The organism is Roseomonas sp. HF4 (assembly GCF_005222755.1).
Lineage (GTDB): Bacteria > Pseudomonadota > Alphaproteobacteria > Acetobacterales > Acetobacteraceae > Neoroseomonas.
In genome coordinates, this window is record NZ_STGD01000021.1 from 1 (window position 1) to 17,086 (window position 17,086).

At 71.7% G+C, this 17,086-nt stretch carries 13 protein-coding genes; 1 reads left to right on the top strand and 12 read right to left on the bottom strand.

All coding sequences use genetic code 11. From position 1 onward, the window contains the following. From E8M80_RS23060 to E8M80_RS23085, 6 genes are all read right to left on the bottom strand, one after another. A partial coding sequence (locus E8M80_RS23060; RefSeq protein WP_240790184.1) for a recombinase family protein occupies positions 1–907 on the bottom strand: 907 nt, incomplete at its 3' end. Next, the gene (locus E8M80_RS23065; protein WP_137128093.1) at positions 907–2,049 is read right to left on the bottom strand and encodes a site-specific integrase; all 1,143 of its coding nucleotides are present in this window, start codon (positions 2,047–2,049) and stop codon (positions 907–909) included. The genes E8M80_RS23065 and E8M80_RS23060, both read right to left, overlap by 1 nt. Next, positions 2,049–3,758, bottom strand: a complete 1,710-nt coding sequence (locus tag E8M80_RS23070) for a tyrosine-type recombinase/integrase (RefSeq protein WP_137128094.1) — start codon at positions 3,756–3,758, stop codon at positions 2,049–2,051. Before E8M80_RS23070 ends, E8M80_RS23065 begins: the two co-directional genes overlap by 1 nt. 140 nt (positions 3,759–3,898) lie before the next feature. After that, a complete protein-coding gene (locus tag E8M80_RS23075; protein ID WP_206035726.1) occupies positions 3,899–4,171 on the bottom strand; it encodes a helix-turn-helix domain-containing protein in 273 nt (90 codons plus the stop codon). A gap of 134 nt (positions 4,172–4,305) precedes the next feature. After that, complete coding sequence (locus tag E8M80_RS23080) at positions 4,306–4,644, bottom strand: hypothetical protein (RefSeq protein ID WP_137128095.1); 339 nt, start codon at positions 4,642–4,644, stop codon at positions 4,306–4,308. A gap of 337 nt (positions 4,645–4,981) precedes the next feature. Next, the gene (locus E8M80_RS23085; protein ID WP_137128096.1) at positions 4,982–5,437 is read right to left on the bottom strand and encodes a hypothetical protein; all 456 of its coding nucleotides are present in this window, start codon (positions 5,435–5,437) and stop codon (positions 4,982–4,984) included. 84 nt (positions 5,438–5,521) lie between these two features. Between E8M80_RS23085 and E8M80_RS26770 the strand changes: the two genes are divergently transcribed. Further along, complete coding sequence (locus E8M80_RS26770) at positions 5,522–6,253, top strand: DUF3489 domain-containing protein (RefSeq protein ID WP_240790185.1); 732 nt, start codon at positions 5,522–5,524, stop codon at positions 6,251–6,253. Positions 6,254–6,981: 728 nt separating this feature from the next. Here E8M80_RS26770 and E8M80_RS23095 read toward each other — a convergent pair. The 6 genes from E8M80_RS23095 to E8M80_RS23120 form a co-directional block, all read right to left on the bottom strand. Continuing rightward, positions 6,982–9,345, bottom strand: a complete 2,364-nt coding sequence (locus E8M80_RS23095; RefSeq protein ID WP_137128097.1) for a heavy metal translocating P-type ATPase — start codon at positions 9,343–9,345, stop codon at positions 6,982–6,984. Between the two features lie 227 nt (positions 9,346–9,572). After that, positions 9,573–10,262: a Spy/CpxP family protein refolding chaperone gene (locus E8M80_RS23100; protein ID WP_137128098.1), complete on the bottom strand. Its 690-nt coding sequence runs from the start codon at positions 10,260–10,262 to the stop codon at positions 9,573–9,575. 60 nt (positions 10,263–10,322) lie between these two features. Then, positions 10,323–11,735, bottom strand: a complete 1,413-nt coding sequence (locus E8M80_RS23105) for a multicopper oxidase family protein (RefSeq protein ID WP_137128099.1) — start codon at positions 11,733–11,735, stop codon at positions 10,323–10,325. A 128-nt stretch (positions 11,736–11,863) separates the two neighbouring features. After that, entirely contained in the window at positions 11,864–12,760 is an 897-nt protein-coding gene (locus E8M80_RS23110; protein WP_240790186.1) for an EamA family transporter, read from the bottom strand. A gap of 30 nt (positions 12,761–12,790) precedes the next feature. After that, on the bottom strand, positions 12,791–15,937 hold the full coding sequence (locus E8M80_RS23115; protein WP_137128100.1) for an efflux RND transporter permease subunit: 3,147 nt from the start codon (positions 15,935–15,937) through the stop codon (positions 12,791–12,793). Further along, a complete protein-coding gene (locus E8M80_RS23120) occupies positions 15,934–17,076 on the bottom strand; it encodes an efflux RND transporter periplasmic adaptor subunit (RefSeq protein WP_137128101.1) in 1,143 nt (380 codons plus the stop codon). The genes E8M80_RS23115 and E8M80_RS23120 overlap by 4 nt, the downstream gene beginning before the upstream one ends. Positions 17,077–17,086: the final 10 nt, after the last annotated feature.

The following is a 17,086-nucleotide window of genomic DNA, read 5'->3' on the forward strand; positions in this document are numbered from 1 at the left end:
TCTCCGCCGTCCCCTCCGGGTTCGTGAAGATCCGCCGGGTAGCGGACAGGCGCGCCTGCGCCAGATCCCAGGTCTCCCGATCGATGATGGCGAGGTGCGGCACGGCGGCCGTGATCCAGGCCTCCCGCGGGTTCGGCCGCGCGACCCGCTTGCCGGTGCTCGGATCCTTGATGAAGCGCTGCCGGTTCCACACCCGCTCGCCGACATAGAGCCGGCTCCGCAGCAGGCCGGTCTCGCGCCCGGCACCGCCGAGCAGCAGGGACGCGGTCCACTTGCCACCGCGCGGACCCGGCACGCTCTCGGCGTTCAGCACCTTGGAGATCGAGCGCGGCGACTGGCCCGCGGCATAGGCGGCGAAGATCCGGCGCACGATTGCCGCCTCCACGTCCGCGATCTCCATCTCGCCGGTGATCGGCGTGCCATCGGGGCGCAGCCCGCGGCGGATGCGGTAGCCGTAGCTGAGGCCGCCGCCGCTGCGGCCCGCGCGCACCCGCCCCTCCAGGCCGCGATGGGTCTTTTGCGCCAGGTCCTTGAGGAACAGGGCCGACATCGTGCCTTTGAGGCCGATATGAAGCTCGCTGATGTCACCCTCGGCGAGGGTCACGATCCGCACGTCGGCGAAGCTCATCTGCTTGAAGAGGCCGGCAACATGCTCCTGATCGCGGCTGAGGCGGTCGAGCGCCTCGGCGAGAATCACCTCGAAACGGCGGGCCCGCGCGTCCGCGATCATCTGCTGGAAGCGCGGGCGCGCGGCGCTCGCCCCGCTGATGGCGTAGTCGGCGTAGACCTCCACCACCGTCCACCCCTCGCGCTCAGCGCGCGCTCGGCAGACCCGCACCTGATCGTCGATCGACTGCTCCGACTGCGCGTCGCTGCTGTAGCGCGCGTAGATCGCGATTCGCGTCATCACGACCGCTCCGACTCCAGAGGGAGTTCAGCATACCTCCCCGTACCGCCTGCGCCTCGGCGATGCGCGAGGATCGTGCCCTGCACCCGCCGGAGCGCCCGACGCTGCCCGGCGGCGATGTAATAGCGCGCCGTGGTGGCGAAGCTGCGATGTCCCAGCAGGTCGGCGGCAATGCGCACGTGCTCGGGATTGTCCTCGGCCAGCGAGGTTGCCGCGCAGTCGCGGAACAGATGGCAGTTCACGTGATGGCCAAAGCGTTCGCGGGTGTGCTGCTCCACCAGCGAACGGGCGCCGCCGTAGGTCAGCGGTGCCCCCCAGCGCGACAGCCACAGGGCGTTGCCTGGCGGGTGAGGAAATGTGCTCGCCGGCCCGCGGCCATGTACCTCGGCGAGGCGCGGACGGTAGCGCGTCAGATACGCCTCGAGCGGCGGCACCAGCACGGTGGGGACGGACTGCACCAGCGGCGTGTGATTCTTGGTGATGGCGCCCGGCAGGGCGATCTCCCACCCCTCATCGGTCTGGCGGAGGGTCGTGCCGATCGCGAGCTCGACGATGTTCCGCCGGCGCAGCGGCCGCATCGCCAGCAGCGCGATCAGCAAGCCGCTCCGGAACTCAAGCGCCGGATGGGTCGGGCCGACACTGCCTGGCGGTGGCATGGAGCGGGCCTCAGCTTGGACCATCAGGTCGCAGCCCAGCCGCAGCAGGTCCTCCTGTGGCACGATCCGCGCCGCCTTGTTGCGGACCGGTTCGGCAAAGCGCTGCTCCCGCCGGTGCGCCTCTGACAGCCACTGCCAGTCACGTCCTGGCCAGACCGCCAGGACGAAGCCGAGAAGGTGGCCGAGAAGGCCAGCGACCGTATATGTGGCGCAGCGCTCGCGCAGGGTGCGCACATGCTCCCTGACCCGTTCGGGGGTCAGACGCTCCGCGGCAGCCTCCATGTCGAGGTCCACCCCGAAGCGCTGCAGGTGGCTGAGCCAGGCACCGTAGGCCCAGATCCGCGCCGTGTGCGTGGCCGGGCGCCACCCGGCCGCGCCGCCGCCCTCCTCGAAGGGATCGCCGCGCCGGCAGGCCACCGCATACGCCTCGCGGTCGGTCGTCGGCCAATCCGCCAGCGGTAGGGAGAGGCGCCCGGTCGTTTCCATCAGCGCCGCCCCTTGCGCCCCGCCTGCATGGCGGCGCGGCGGCGCAGCACCAGCTCGTCATGCTGGCGGATCGCCGCCTTGGTCTGGAAGCCGGAGTAATGCGCGCGGGTGGTATCCGCCCGCTTATGGCCGAGCGCCCGCGTGACCAGGGCGTCCGCGCCCGGGTTCTCGCTCAGCTCGAGATGCGCCAGCAGGTGCCGGAACAAGTGCGGGTGCCACGCCACGCCGGCGACGCCGGCCATGGCCTTGGTCACCTGATCGCGCAGCGCCGAGGTCGATTTGTGGGTGCCCGGCCGCGCCCCGGGGAAGAGCCACGGCGAGGCCGCATCGCCCAGCAGCGGGCGGTACACCTTGAGGTACTCGCGCAGCAGGCGCGCCGACACCGGGGGGAGGTCGGCCGTGAAGGTGGTGCGGTTCTTGACGCTCTCCCTCGGGATCAGGATGTCGATCCCGCCCCGCTCGCGCAGCACCAGCGTGCTGCCGATCTCGAGCTCCGCCACGTTGGCGATCCGCAGCCCGGTCATCAGGAACAACTCGATGGTGACCGCGGTCTGGAAGGTCTGCGCCAGGGTCACGGTCGGCGGGCCGGCGCGGCGCACCCGCCCGGCCAGGGTGTTGGGCAGCGCCAGGACCATGTCGAGGCGGCGCGGCTCGTTGATCTGCGCCAGCCGCGCCTCGTTGCGCGGCGCCAGCCCCTCATGGTCCGGGCGCAGGTTGCGCGCCAGCCGGCGGAGGACCTCGCAGTCCTGGTGCGGCATGGCGAGCCAGTGCCGGGCGATCATCAAGGCGACGCCGGCGATGCCGGCGATGTGCTGGGTGCGGCGCTCGCCCTGCCGGGCGTAGATGATCCGCAGGGCCGCGCGGGCGTTCTCGACCGTCACCGCGGCGGCGAGTGAGGTCATCGCGGCCGGATCCTGGCCGGCCGCCACCAGGGCGCCGAGATAGAGCGCCAGGTACTTGTGCCGGCTCCGGATGGAGGCCGGCCGCAGTGCGCGGAAGTCGCGATCGGCGAAGGGATCGCGCCCGAGCCGATCGAGCCAGCGCTCGATCTCCTCGAGCAGGGACGGCGGATAGGCGTCCCACGCCAGGCTGTGGCGGACCTTGCCGGTCGGCAGGGTCAGCGGGGCAGCCTCGCCCTCCTCGGAGCCGGTGAGGGCGCCGTTCCACACGTGGATGGTCTTGCGAAGGATCTTGGCCGGCTCGCTGGTCAGGCTGCGATGCACCAGATCCTCGCGGTACCGCTCGAGCACCGCGTCATCGACCGCCTCGGGCTCGATCCCCAGCTGGGTCGCCCAACGGCCGAAGCGTCCGAGCAGGAACAGCGCGTCGCGGTCCGGGCGGACGCGATCGAGGAGCGCCTGCCAGGCCGGGCTGGGCGCCAGGTCGAAGCGCTGCGGCAGGAAGCCCGGCGTCACCCGTGCGAGCGCCGCCGCCAACAAGGAGCGGACATTCGACCAGCTGCCGGCGGTCAGCCGCGCCATTGCCGGCGTGACGGGATCCAGCAGGGGGCGCAGCCGGACAGGGGCGGCGGGAATGGTCTCGAGCGGCCGCCGGAGCGCTCGGCCGACCGTGTTGATCGCCGAGGCCATCAGGGCCCGGCGCCGCTCGGGCAGCGCCTCATCCTGCAGCGCGACGGTCCGCAGGTCGGCAAGGGAGAAGTCGCTGGGCGGCGGCATGCTGAGCGTCCGCGGGTCGAGCATGTGGTTCATGACTGAACTCCTGTGGCCTATTGTTGTCGAATGTAGACATTTCTGAGTGCGGATACAAGGAAACTTTTTTGGTTACTCAGTATACGCACTCAGAAGGGCGGGGTGGCGGCGTGCCAATACTGAACAAATACGGACATGTATTACTGCTCCATGGAGGTCGCGACATAGGCCGCCAGCTCGACGTCCTGGATCCGCAGGCTCCGCCCGACGCGGTGCGCCCGCAGTTCCCCGCGGGCGATCAGGCGGCGGACCGTGCGGATGGAGACGCCCAGGTAGTCGGCGACGTCCGCGAGCGAGCGCAGGCGGCCACCCGGCGGCAGCGCGCGGCGGCCAAGCCCGAGGCTGCGCGCCAGCGCCGCGGTCGACATCGGGGGGGCGCCGGGCGTGCTGCGCTGCGCGTCCGGCTTGCCCAAGGCCGCGTCCTCGATCTCATCTCCCTGCATCACCCGGTGACGACCCGGCGCCCCACCGCGACCGGCTCCAACGACCTCCTTGCCCTGTCCGACAACGTCACCCGGTGACGCCGGGCGGTGTGCCACTCGGCGCATCACGACAGCTCCTGCCCAAACAGATCTGCCATCACGGGTGACGGCTCCTCGGCCGCCAATCGCTTGCGGCGCGGTGTGGCCGACTTGGGCTGTTCCTGGTGCAGGCGCTCCTCCAGGCAGTCGAGTGCGAGCGTGAGGAGCGCCTGGGTGTTGCGGCTGGTCTCGGCGCAGAGGCGGGCGATGCGCTCCTGGATCTGAGCGCGCACATCTATCGATCGCAGCTGATGCATGGCGCGGTATCGCGCCTGGCGCGCTGCGCCGCCGGTCGGGTGGCGGGGCGGCTGTTCGGCGGTGTTCTCCCCGCACGAGGTGTCGGGGTCGGCATTACTGAAGGTCATGGTAGGTCCTCGAGGCTGTTGGAGGTGGGGGGGGTCCGGCCGCGCCAACGCCTCCCGTGCCGCCTGCCGAGCCAAGGCACGGACCAGCCGCAGCAAAGCCACTTGGTCAGTCGGGCGCGTCAGGGTCTCCCGGCCGACCTCAGCGGTCGGACGGGCCTGCTGCGGCGCCGTTGTGGCGCCATGTCCGGAGGGGGAATCGGGCGCGGCCATGCGGCCACGCTGGCGTCACGACTCAGAGCCAGAGGGCTGGAGGCGTCACTTAGTCACGAAGATTCGCGGCCGGATCCTGCGGTTCAACGCGCCACCTAAGCCTCAGAACCTGCACAGCAATCACCGATCAGCGGCGCGGCGTGAGGTCATCAAACAGGTTTGGCTGGTCGGCCTGCGACTCGCCGCCGCGTCTGCCGCGCCCGCCCCGAACGCGCGAACTCCCTTTGGTGGCGAGGTCGGTCGATCCAGGCGGCCTCTCCCCTGGCGTCGCGCTCGAAGGGGGGCTCTTTTTGTGACTAAGTGACGATGCATCGGCAGGTTCGCTCTTGCCGCCGGGCCGCGCCGCGCGGCGGGATGACCCCCGGACCGACGCTCCCGCGCGCCGCCGCTCCTCGCGGTCCAGCTCCGCCATCAGGCTCTGCATGGCCCGGGCGACCAAGAGCTCTTTCTTGAGGCCTGTCCGTACCTGGAGCGCATTGATCGCCTCACGGGTGGCCTCGGACAGGAACACCGCGCTGAGCCCACGGGACCTGCGGTACTTCGCCTGGCGTTCGGAGGCAGTGGCGGCGGTGCGCTGTTTCATGCGCCAGGAATACTATGTCACTTAGTCACGGACAAGCGCCGGTGCAGCGGCTGTGACCGGCACCCGACACCGGAGACCACCACGATGACGAAGCTTTCCGACACCCAGCGCGTAATCCTGAGCGCCGCCGCGCAGCATGAGATGGGCCTGGCCCGCGCGCCGAAGACCCTGCCGGCCGCCGCCCGCAACGCGGTGTTCCGCAGCCTGATCAAGAACAACCTGCTCACCGAGATCAATGCCCCGCGGGCGCATGTCGGGCTCGGCTGGCGGCAGGATGAGGACGGCACCTGGATCGTCGCGCGCATCACTGCCGACGGGCTGCGCGCTATCGGCATCGACCCGAGCGAGGGCGACGCGGTGGCCGACACGGCGCCCACGGGCGCGGAGGAGGCGGCGCCGCTCGGTGAGGACGCCCCGCCGCCCGAAGCCGCGCAGGGCGCGCCCACGCCCGCCCCGCGCGCGAGCCTGCGCGGCGCCGCCGCGGCGGTGCTGGCCGCCTGGGAGGACGAGGCCAACCGCGAGACGGACATCATCGCCGCCCTGGATGCGCCGATGGAAGCCCTGCGCACCCTCCTCGCCAGCAAGGCGCCCCGCCACGCGCGGGAGCCCGGCGCGCGCCGCAAGCCACGGGAGGGCACGAAGCAGGAGCAGGTGCTCGCTCTGCTCCGCCGGGAGGAGGGGGCCACAATCGCGCAGATCTGCGAGGCGACGGGCTGGCAGCAGCACACGGTCCGCGGGTTCTTCGCAGGCCTGAAGAAGCGCCAGGGGGATCGAGGTGCGGGTGCTGGAGCGCATCCGTCAGGTCGGCCCCAATAAGGAAGGCGCACGCGGGAGCTTCACGATTTACAAGGTAGCGGGCTGACCCGCGCGCGATTGGATCAGGGCTCGCCGCTGAGGCGACGCGAGCCCTGATCGTGCGCGACCACGATTCCACCCTCCTCGTTCGCCCGCGCGCAGATCGGCGCGCCCTCCGGCTGACGCCAGCAATGGGGAGGGGGGCTCGAATCTCTGGCACTTTGGGGGAGCCATCCGCGGGAGGGAACACGCAGGGATTTTTCCCTCCCCAAAAAAGGACAGGGCAAAGGCTGCATCCACGGGGTCGTCGCTGCAGTCATCCGTGCCGGCACCTAGGGCGGTTGCTGGACGTCACCGGCAGCGCGCTGATGCGGGTCGCGACCAACCGCATGGCAGCCACGGCCCGAGACGCGTCCAGTTCGACCGGAAGCATATCGAGTGTGCGCTGCTGGAGCGGGTGCGCCAGGTGGGTTCGAACAAGGAAGGCGCGAAGGGGTACTACACCATCTACACGGTGGCGGCCTGACAGTCGCGAAACCCGCTCGCGGCTCGCTGCGCGACGGCAAAAGGTTCGAATCCCTCTCCGACACGGCCAAGGCCAGACGTGGTTTAGTGAGAATGCAGCGGGCGAAATGCGGCTCATTGCATCGCCCGCAGCCTGCACCCCGCTGGATGACATACTGCCCACCAGGGACCGCCGACGCTCAGACGGGATGCCATGCGCGAACCGCAGCGTCCCGGCTGCGCCGTCAGCCGATGCGCGCATGCCTCAGCCGGAGGGCATTGCCGACGACACTGACCGAGGACAGTGACATCGCCGCCGCCGCGATCACTGGCGACAGCAGGATCCCGAAGGATGGGTAGAGGAGCCCCGCTGCAATCGGCACGCCCGCGGCGTTGTAGGCGAAGGCGAAGAACAGGTTCTCCCGGATGTTGCGCATCACCGCGCGCGACAGTCGCCGCGCCCGCAGGATGCCGGTCAGGTCGCCGCCAAGCAGCGTCACCCCCGCGCTTTCCATCGCGACATCCGTGCCGGTGCCCATGGCGATGCCGACCTCCGCCGCGGCCAGGGCCGGTGCGTCGTTCACCCCGTCCCCCGCCATAGCGACGCGGCGGCCTTCCGCCTTCAGCCGTTCCACGATCCGCTGCTTGTCCTCCGGCAGCACCTCCGCCTCAACCTCGGTAATGTCGAGGCGCCGGGCGACGGCCTCGGCGGTGGTGCGATTGTCGCCGGTCAGCATGACGACCCGCACGCCTTCGGCCGCCAGGCCCGCAAGGGCCTCGGGCGTCGTCTCCTTCACCGGGTCGGCAACGGCGATGAGGCCGACGGCCTGACCCTCCTCCGCAACGTAGAAGACCGTCGCGCCTTCCCCACGCAGCCGCTCAGCCTCGGCCAACAGGGCAGCAGCGTCGATGCCGGCCTCGGCCATCAGCCGCGCATTCCCGACCGCGACGCGCTTGCCGTCCACCAAACCCGTCACGCCTCGACCGGTTGGGGCGTCGAAGTCCTGTACCTCGGGAAGGCGGAGGCCGCGCTCCTCGGCTGCCTTCACCACCGCCTCGGCGAGCGGGTGCTGGCTCGGCCTCTCGAGGCCCGCGGCGAGGCGCAGGAGATCCGCCTCCTCCATGCCCGCGACGGGCAGGATGGCGACGACCTCGGGCCGGCCGCGCGTCAGCGTGCCGGTCTTGTCCACGACCAGCGTGTCGATCCGCTCGAGCCGTTCGAGCGCCTCCGCATTCTTGATCAGCACGCCCGCCTGCGCGCCGCGCCCCACCCCGACCATGATGGACATCGGCGTGGCGAGGCCGAGCGCGCAGGGGCAGGCGATGATGAGCACCGTGACCGCCGCGACGATGGCGTAGGCCGCGCGCGGCTCAGGCCCCCAGGCGAGCCAGCCGAGCGCGGCGAGCACCGCGACCGCCACCACCGCCGGCACGAACCAGGCCGAGACCTCGTCGGCCAGGCGCTGGATCGGGGCTCTCGACCGCTGCGCCTGCGCGACCATCCGTACGATCTGCGCCAGCACCGTGTCCTGGCCGATGCGGTCGGCACGCATGACGAAGGCGCCCTGGCCATTCAGCGTGCCGCCGGTGACGCGCAGGCCGGGCGTCTTGGCTATCGGCACGGGTTCGCCGGTGACCATGCTCTCATCGACGTTGCTCGCGCCGTCCAGCACCTCGCCGTCGAGCGGCACCTTGTCGCCCGGCCGCACACGTAACCGGTCGCCAACCGCGATGGCGGCGAGCGGGACCTCCTCCTCGGACCCATCGTCGAGGATGCGGCGCGCCACAGGCGGCGCGAGGTCGAGCAGCGCGCGGATGGCGCCGCCCGTGCGTTCCCGCGCGCGCAGTTCCAGCACCTGCCCCAGCAGGACCAGAACGACGATCACCGCCGCCGCCTCGAAATAGACCGCCACAGACCCGTCGGCGCCGCGGAAGGCCTGTGGGAAGAGTTGCGGCAAGGCTGTCGCCACCACGCTGAACACCCAGGCGACGCCGGTACCGAGGGCGATCAGGGTGAACATGTTGAGGCTGCGGGTGACGAGGGATCGCCAGCCGCGCACAAAGAAGGGCCATCCCGCCCAGAGCACGACGGGCGTGGCGAGCAACAGCTGTAGCCAGTTCGACGTGCCCCGCTCCAGCAGGTGATCGAGGCCGAGCAGGTGCCCGCCCATCTCGAGCACGACCACCGGCACGGTCAGCGCGAGCCCGATCCAGAAGCGCCGCGTGAAGTCGCGCAGTTCGGGGCTCGGGGCATCGGCGTCGGTCGCCATCTCCGGCTCCAGCGCCATGCCGCAGATCGGGCAGTTTCCTGGCCCGACCTGGCGGATCTGCAGATGCATCGGGCAGGTGTAGACCGTGCCGGGTGCGACGGCCTCCGCACGTAGAGGCATCGCCGCGCCAAGCACGTACCGGTTCGGTTCGGCGACGAACTTCGCGCGGCATCCGGCCGAGCAGAAATGATAGGCGTGCCCTGCATGGTCCGCGTGGTGCGGCGTTTTGCGGGGGTCCACCTCCATGCCGCAGACCGGGTCCTTCACCTGCCCGGCCGGCTGCGATGCCGGAGGATGGTGATGATGGCCGTGGTGCGCGTCACCCTTCGCGGTGCTCATGCCTGCGCGCCCCTGTCCGCATGCACGGGATGGGCCGCCCCGGCCCCGACGCGGCGTTTACCTTCCATGCCGATGCCCTCCATTCGGGAGCAGGTGCATCAACAGGCACGTCGGATAAGTAGCATACGGGGCTCTTCCCCGCACATGCCCGTCGCGTGTCCGCATTACATGGACGAGGCCAGTCGGCGCTGCCCATGCTCCTCCTGCATGCTGCCGGTGCTCTCGTCTCAGGGCATGCCCATGCCCATGCGCATGCCGCGGACATGCTCGCCCATCAGTTCGTCGGCCGTGCGCTTCTGCCCGTCGTCCAGCGCCGCATAGAGCGGACCCAGCGCGGCCGAGACCGCGCGCATTGCCTCGAGCTGCGCGGAGAGGAGGGCGATGCGCCGTTCCGCGATCTGCGGCGCCGTGCTGGGCTGGTCGGCCACCTGCATGGCGGAGGCGACCGCCTCCCGCAATCGCGCGGCCTGCGCGCGCACGACATCGGCAAAGGCGTTCCATGGCTGCGCCTGCGCGTCCGTGAGGCGCAGTTCCGCCCGCACGAAGGCAAGCCGACCTTCGATGCGATGGAACTGCGCCATCGCACCGCGACCCATGCCGGCCATCCCGGGCATGCCACTGGCCATCGGGCCGGCCGGCCCGCCCATGCCGCCCTGCATCATCGGCATCATCTGGCCCATGCCGCCCTGCATCATCATTCCGCCGGGCCGTCCCATTCCCAGCATGGGCATGCTGGGCGCCGGCGCAAGCGGCACCGGCGCGACCGGCGCCGACTGCGCCGTCCGATCGCCCGCGGGGTGATGCGCCGCGTGGTCGCCGCTGGTCTGCGCCTGCCCCTGCGCGATCGCCGTTCCAGCAAGTGACAGCGCGAGGGCGAGGGCGCTGCCGCCGATCATCATCTGATGGGTCTTGCTCATCGTGTCCTCCTGCTTCCTGTATCTGCCGCGTCCCGGGCCATGACGGTCCGGGACGGCGCGTCATGACGCGTAGCGCAGCGTCGTCATCATGCCGGCGGCCATGTGGTAGAGCTGGTGGCAGTGCAGCGGCCATTCGCCGCGATTGTCGGCATCGAAGGCAATCGTGACCGAGCCATTCGCCGGCACCAGCACTGTGTCGCGTACGGCGCCGTTGAAACGTCGCCCATCGACGGCAACCACCTGGAAGTGATGGCCGTGCAGATGCATCGGGTGCGACATGGTCGTGCGGTTGACCATGGTTATCTCCACCCGCTCCCCGATGCGCAGTGAGGCAGCGGCGGTGGCATCGTTGCCCCAGTCCAGCGACCAAGCGTATCCCGCCGCCTCGACAAGGTTGAGCCCTAGCACGCGATCCGGGCGGCGTTCCTCGAGCGCCCGCACCGGCACGAGCCGGCGCTCGATTGCGAGGTCCAGCCCGGCCGCGGCGCGGCCTGCGCGGCCCGATACGCGCACGACGGCAGCGCCCGGCGTGGCGAGGATGATCCCGGTCCGCTCGGCCTTGCCTTCCGGCTGGAACAGGATCGGCCGGGCTCCGCCCTCGCGCGGCATGACGACGATCACATCGGCCCGCTGGCCTCCGGCGAGGCCGAGGTGCCGGACACGGACGGGCTGCACGGACTGGCTATCCACGGCGACCAGCTCCGCGCCGCCGATGCCTTCGAGGTCCACGACGAAGTTCGTCGCCGTGCCTGCCCCGATCAGGCGAAGCCGCACGCGCTGGCCCCGCTCCGCGCGCACGACCAGGGGATCGTCGAGCGTGCGGTCGTTCGCGAGATAAGCGTCGTAGGCGACGTCGCCATGCGCCGGCATGGCCATCGGGCGATGGCCGCCATGGCCTCCGTGCGCGCCGTGCTGCGCGTGCGGCCCCGCCCCCGCCCGCAGCCCCGCGAGCACCTCCTCCGGCGACCGGAAGGTGAAGTCGTGCAGCATGACCACGACGTCCTGCACATCCGCCAAGCGATCCGCCGGATCCTCAACGATGAGCGGCGCGGCCATGAGGAATTGCTCCTGCAGCCCGTGATGCGCGTGCATCCAGTGCGTGCCCGGCGTGCCCACGGGGAAGCGATAGTGGTGCGTCTCACCGGGCTTGAGCGGCGGCTGCGAGATGCCCGGCACGCCATCCTGGGCCACCGGCGGCAGGAGGCCGTGCCAGTGGATCAGCACCTCCTCCCGCGTCATATTCGCGAGGCGGACGTCGAAGTCGCCGCCGGCGGGCAGCCGGATCCCGTGCGTGCCATCGGCCTGGGTGAGGCCGAAGACGGTCGCGGCACGCCCGCGCACCTCGATGCCGCGGGTGGCGGCCGTCAGGGTGAGCGTCCCCGTGCCCGCCGCGCGGGCGGGGCGGAGGAACCCCTCCGGGGCTGCGGCGAGCAGGGTGCCGGCGGCAAGGAAGGCGCGTCTGGTCGATGTCATCTGGGGTTCTGCTTTCATCGCCGGGCCGGATGCCCAAACGTCCGTCTGTCTTGCTGTGGGAAAGGATGCCGCGTCCGCGTGCCGCAGAGGTCTCGCGCGCGTGACAAAGCATGTCGGGGGCAAGGGCCTCATCGGCGTAGCGCCGCCGTTCGCGCTGCGGCGGTTCCCTGCGCGACCTGGCTCGCAACGATGCTGGCGACGACCACCAGCATGCCGAGTGTCTGGATGGCCGTGAGTGATTGCCCGAGCAGCAGCCATCCCAGGATGACGGCCGTGACGGGGCTCAGCAGCGCCAGCGGCGCCGTCGCCGCCGGGCCGAGCCGCGCGATGCCGCGCAGCCAGGCGATGTAGGTGAGCGCCGCGCCGACCAGCCCCAGCCAGGCGAGGCCGGCTAGGCTGCCCGCGGTCAGTCCCGGCACCTCGGGCTGCAGGATCACGGCGATGGGCAGCAACAGCACCCCGCCGGCCGCGAGCTGCCACGCAGTGAAGGTCAAGGCGCCCACCGGCGGCTGCCAGCGCCGCGACAGCACCGTGCCGAAGGCCATGGACACCGCCCCCGCCAGACCCGCGGCGACGCCGATCGGATCAAGCGCCGCACCCGGCGCGAGCACTAGCATCCCTACGCCCGCCACGCCGCCCGTCGCCGCGAGCACGGCGAGCACGCGCAGCGGCGTGCCGAGGATCGCGCGCGACAGCAGCACTACGATCAGCGGCTGGATGGCACCCACGGTCGCCGCAACGCCGCCCGGCAGACGGTAGGCCGACACGAACAGCATCACCCAGAAGATCGAGAAATTCAGCGCACCGAGCACGGCGCTCCGCCCCCACCAGATGCCGTCCGGCAGGCGTCGGACGATCAGCAGCAGCAGCAGCCCCGCCGGCAGCGCCCGCAACAGGGAGACGAGCAGCGGATGCCAGCCGGGCAGCAGCTCGGTCGTGACGATGTAGGTGCTGCCCCAGACCGCCGGCGCGAGCGCCGTCAGCAGGATGTCCGCCACCCGCCCCTGCGGGACAGCCTGGGTCAAGATCGTCGTTCCTTGCATCGGCATGGCACCCTACTCCGCCGCCACGGCATGTGCCGGGACGGCCGCATCGTTCCGGCGAGCCGCCATGCGGCGCACCAACAGGTAGAAGACCGGCGTGAACACCAGCCCGAGCAGCGTCACGCCCGCCATGCCGGCGGCGACGGCGATGCCCATGGCTTGGCGCATCTCCGCCCCCGCGCCGGTCGCGATGGCGAGCGGCACTGCTCCTGCCACGAAGGCGATCGAGGTCATCAGGATCGGCCGCAGCCGCAGCCGCCCCGCCTCGATCACCGCGGCGAGCGGATCGAGCCCGGCCATCTCCCGCTCCCGCGCGAACTCGACCACCAGGATGGCGTTCTTCGCCGCAAGCCCGACCAGCACCAGCCAGGCGATCTGCGTGAAGACGTTGCTGTCCCCGCCCGTCGCCAGCACCCCGGCGAGCGCACTGACCACCGCGAGCGGCGCCACCGGCAGCACCGCGAGCGGCAGCGACCAGCTGCCGTATTGCGCCGCGAGCAGCAGGAAGGCGAGCAGCACCGCCACCGGGAAGACATAGACGGCGGCATTGCCGGCAAGCCTCTCCTGCAGCGCTAGCTCGGTCCATTCGATGGCGAGGCCTGGCGGCAGCACCTCCCGCGCCAACGCCTCCATCGCCGCCTGCGCCTGGCCGGAGCCGAAGCCCGGCGCGGGCGCGCCGCTTACCGCGGCCGAGGGATAGCCGTTGTGGCGCACCACCCGGTCCGGCCCGGTCGAGACTTGCAGCGTCACCAGCGAGGCGAGAGGCACCATGGCGCCTTGGGCACTGCGTACGCGCAGCCGCGCAAGGTCCTCCTCCCGCAGCCGGAAGGCCGCGTCCGCCTGGGCGATGACGCGGTAGGTCCGCCCGTCGCGCTGGAAGTCGTTCACGTAGAGCGAACCGAAGGCGAGCTGCAGCGCCTGCGCGACCTCGGCCGGCGAGACACCCATGGCCAGCGCGCGGTCGCGGTCGAGCTCCACCCGCAGCTGCGGCGCCGAGACATGGAAGCCCGACATCACGCCGGCGAGTTCCGGCCGGCGGGACGCGGCCTCGACCAGCCGGCCCGTCTCGCGCGCCAGCACCTCGAGCCCCAGCCCGGCGCGGTCCTGCACCTGCAGCTTGAAGCCGCCCACGGCGCCGATGCCGGGGACCGGCGGCGGTGGGAAGACCAGCGCCAAGCCTTCCTGGATGCCGAACAGCCGCCCCTGGAGCCGCTGCGCGATGGCATTGGCCGAGAGGTCGGGCGTGCGCCGCTGCTCGAACGGATCGAGCATGGTGAAGAGCACCGCGGCATTGGGAAGATTGACGAAGCCGTCGATCGACAGGCCGGGGAAGGCGACGACGCTCTCGACGCCGGGTTCCTCCAGCATGATGCGCGACATCTCGCGCGCCATGGCCTCGCTGCGCTCGATTGAGGTGCCGGCCGGCAGGATGGCGATGCCGACCAGGTAGTACTTGTCCTGCTGCGGCACGAAGCCAGTCGGCACCCGCTGCAGCCCGGCCCAGCCGAGACCGAGCAGCCCCGCATAGAACACGAGCGCCGCGCCCCCCGCCCGCGCCGCCCGCCGCACAAAGCCGCCATAGGCCGAGGCCGTCGCGTCGAAGCCCCGGTTGAACAGCCGGAAGAAGGCCCCGAGCGGCCCGCGCTGCGGCGCGCCGTGCGGACGCAGCATGACCCCGGCGAGCGCCGGGCTCAGCGTCAGCGAGTTGATCGCCGAGAGTACGGTCGAGACCGCGATGGTCACCGCGAACTGGCGGTAGAACTCGCCCTGCAGGCCGGAGAGGAAGGCCGCCGGCACGAAGACCGCGGCGAGCACCGAGGTGATGGCGACGATCGGGCCGGTCACCTCCTCCATCGCCTGCCGCGCCGCCGCCTTGGGCGCGAGGCCGGCTTCGATGTACCGCTCAACATTCTCGACCACCACGATGGCGTCGTCCACGACGATGCCGATGGCGAGCACCAGGCCGAACAGCGAGAGCGTGTTCAGCGTGTAGCCGAGCAGCAGCATCACCGCGAGGGTGCCGACCAGCGAGACCGGCACGGCGACCAGCGGGATCAGCGACGACCGCCAGTTCTGCAGGAACAGCACCACCACCAGCACGACCAGGCCCACGGCCTCAAGCAGCGTGACCAGCACGGCGGAGATCGAGGCGCGCACGAAGATCGTCGGGTCGTAGGCGATGCGGTGGGCGATGCCCTCCGGGAAGTCGGTGGCCATCGCCACCATCTCGGCGCGCACCGCGGCCGCGACGTCGAGCGCGTTCGCCCCCGGCGCCTGCACCACCTGCAGCGCGGCGGCGGGCTCGCCGTCGAGCAGTGCACGCAGCGCGTAGCCCTCCGCACCCAGTTCCACGCGCGCCACGTCACCAAGCCGGACGATGCGACCGTCCTCCCCGGTGCGGATCACGATGGCGGCGTATTCCTCGGGCTCGGCCAGCCGGCCGCGCAGGTCGATCGCGACCTGCGGCGCCATGGCCGCATCGGGCTGCCGGCCGACCGCACCTGCGGCCACCTGCAGGTTCTGCGACCGCACGGCATCCAGCACCTCGGTCGCCGTCAGGCCGCGCGCGGCCATCCGCTCCGGGTCGAGCCAGATGCGCATGGCGTAGTCGCCGGCACCCCAGACATTGACCTCGCCCACGCCGGGCAGGCGCTGGAGCCGGTTGCGCAGCTGCAGCGTCGCGAAATTCGCGAGGTGCAGCGCGTCGTAGCGCCCGTTCGGCGACACGAGGTGCACCACCATCAGCATGTCAGGGGAGACCTTGCTCGCCACGACGCCGAGGCGCTGTACCTCCTCGGGCAGCCGCGGCAGGGCCCGCTGCAGCCGGTTCTGCACGCGGATCTGGGCGAGATCGGGGTCGGTGCCCTGCGCGAAGGTGACGGCGAGCGCGACCTGCCCGTCCACCGACTGCGAGGTCATGTAGAGCATGCCCTCGACGCCGTTCACTTCCTGCTCGATGGGGGCCGCGACCGTCTCGGCAAGCTCGCGCGGCGAGGCGCCGGGGAACTGCGCGACGACCTGCACCGTCGGCGGCGTGACGGCCGGGTATTCCGACAGCGGCAGGCGCAGCAGCGCGAGGCCGCCGGCCACCAGCATCAGGACGGACAGGACGACGGCGAAGATCGGCCGGTCCACGAAGAAGCGCGGAATGGCATTCATGACCGGGGCTCCTGGGCGGCGGAGGCGATGGCGGGGACGGGCTGCGGGGCGATGCGCGTGCCGGGGCGGACCATGCCGCGCGCGACGACGTTCTCCCCGGCCTCGACGCCCTCGCGGATGACGCGCAGCCCGTCGCCGATGGCGGGACCGAGCCGCACCGGGCGATAGGCCGCGATGCCCTCGGGCGCCGCGACCAGCACGTAGCGGCCGCCCTGCGCGGCGCCCACGGCGATTTCGGGCACCAACACATTCGGCCGCGCCGGCGTCAGCGCGACGCGCACGCGGGCGAAGAGGCCGGGCGCCAGCCGCCCGTCGGCGTTCGGCAGCACCGCGCGCAGCCGCGCCGTGCCGGTTGCGCGGTCGGCCTGGTTGTCGAGGAAGTCGAGCCGCCCGCGGCGCGGGAAGCCGGCCTCGCCGGCGAGGCCGACCTCGACCTCGGGCGGCGCCTCGGCGGCGAGCAGCCGGAGATAGGCGGGCTCGTCCACGTCGAAGAGCACGTGGATCGGATCGACGGAGACGATAGTCGTGAGCAGCGCCTCGCCCGCGGCGACGAGGTTGCCTTCCGTGACCAGGGCGCGACCCGCGCGCCCGGCGATTGGGGCGACGACCTCGGTGAACTCGAGATCGAGCTGCGCGGCGGCGACTGCGGCTTCGGCCGCCTGCACCTGCGCAGCGAGTGCCTCGCGCTCGGCCGCCTGCTGGTCGAGCCGCTCGCGCGGCGCGTAGCCGCCGCCGGCGAGCGTCTGCGTGCGCGCATGCTGGCGCCCGGCCAGCGCGTGCCGCTCGCGCGCCTCCGCGAGCCCGGCCTCGGCGCGCGCCAGCGCGGTGCGATACGGCCGCTGGTCGAGGCGGAACAGCACCTCGCCGGGCTGCACGAGGCCGCCCTCGGGCAGGTCCACCGCCTCGATCATGCCGCTGACGCGCGGGCGCAGCTCGACGCTGCGCGCCGCGGCGAGGAAGCCGGTGAACTCCGCTGTCTCCGGCAGGTCGCGCAGGATCGCCTGCGCGACCGGCACGGGCATGGGCGGCGGGGCGGCCGCCGGGCCGTTCGCCTGGGCAGGCCGGCCGGCCTGCTGCCAGGCGAGACCGCCGCCGATGGCCAGGGTGGCGGCGAGGGCGAAGGGAAGGATGCGGGACATGGTCGTAGGG

Excerpts from the sequence above, each read along its gene's own strand:
- E8M80_RS23065 (WP_137128093.1), bottom strand. The coding sequence starts at position 2,049 with ATGGAAACGACCGGGCGCCTCTCCCTACCGCTGGCGGATTGGCCGACG.
- E8M80_RS23070 (WP_137128094.1), bottom strand. The coding sequence starts at position 3,758 with ATGAACCACATGCTCGACCCGCGGACGCTCAGCATGCCGCCGCCCAGC.
- E8M80_RS23080 (WP_137128095.1), bottom strand. The coding sequence starts at position 4,644 with ATGACCTTCAGTAATGCCGACCCCGACACCTCGTGCGGGGAGAACACC.
- E8M80_RS23085 (WP_137128096.1), bottom strand. The coding sequence starts at position 5,437 with ATGAAACAGCGCACCGCCGCCACTGCCTCCGAACGCCAGGCGAAGTAC.
- E8M80_RS26770 (WP_240790185.1), top strand. The coding sequence starts at position 5,522 with ATGACGAAGCTTTCCGACACCCAGCGCGTAATCCTGAGCGCCGCCGCG.
- E8M80_RS23095 (WP_137128097.1), bottom strand. The coding sequence starts at position 9,345 with ATGAGCACCGCGAAGGGTGACGCGCACCACGGCCATCATCACCATCCT.
- E8M80_RS23100 (WP_137128098.1), bottom strand. The coding sequence starts at position 10,262 with ATGAGCAAGACCCATCAGATGATGATCGGCGGCAGCGCCCTCGCCCTC.
- E8M80_RS23105 (WP_137128099.1), bottom strand. The coding sequence starts at position 11,735 with ATGACATCGACCAGACGCGCCTTCCTTGCCGCCGGCACCCTGCTCGCC.
- E8M80_RS23115 (WP_137128100.1), bottom strand. The coding sequence starts at position 15,937 with ATGAATGCCATTCCGCGCTTCTTCGTGGACCGGCCGATCTTCGCCGTC.
- E8M80_RS23120 (WP_137128101.1), bottom strand. The coding sequence starts at position 17,076 with ATGTCCCGCATCCTTCCCTTCGCCCTCGCCGCCACCCTGGCCATCGGC.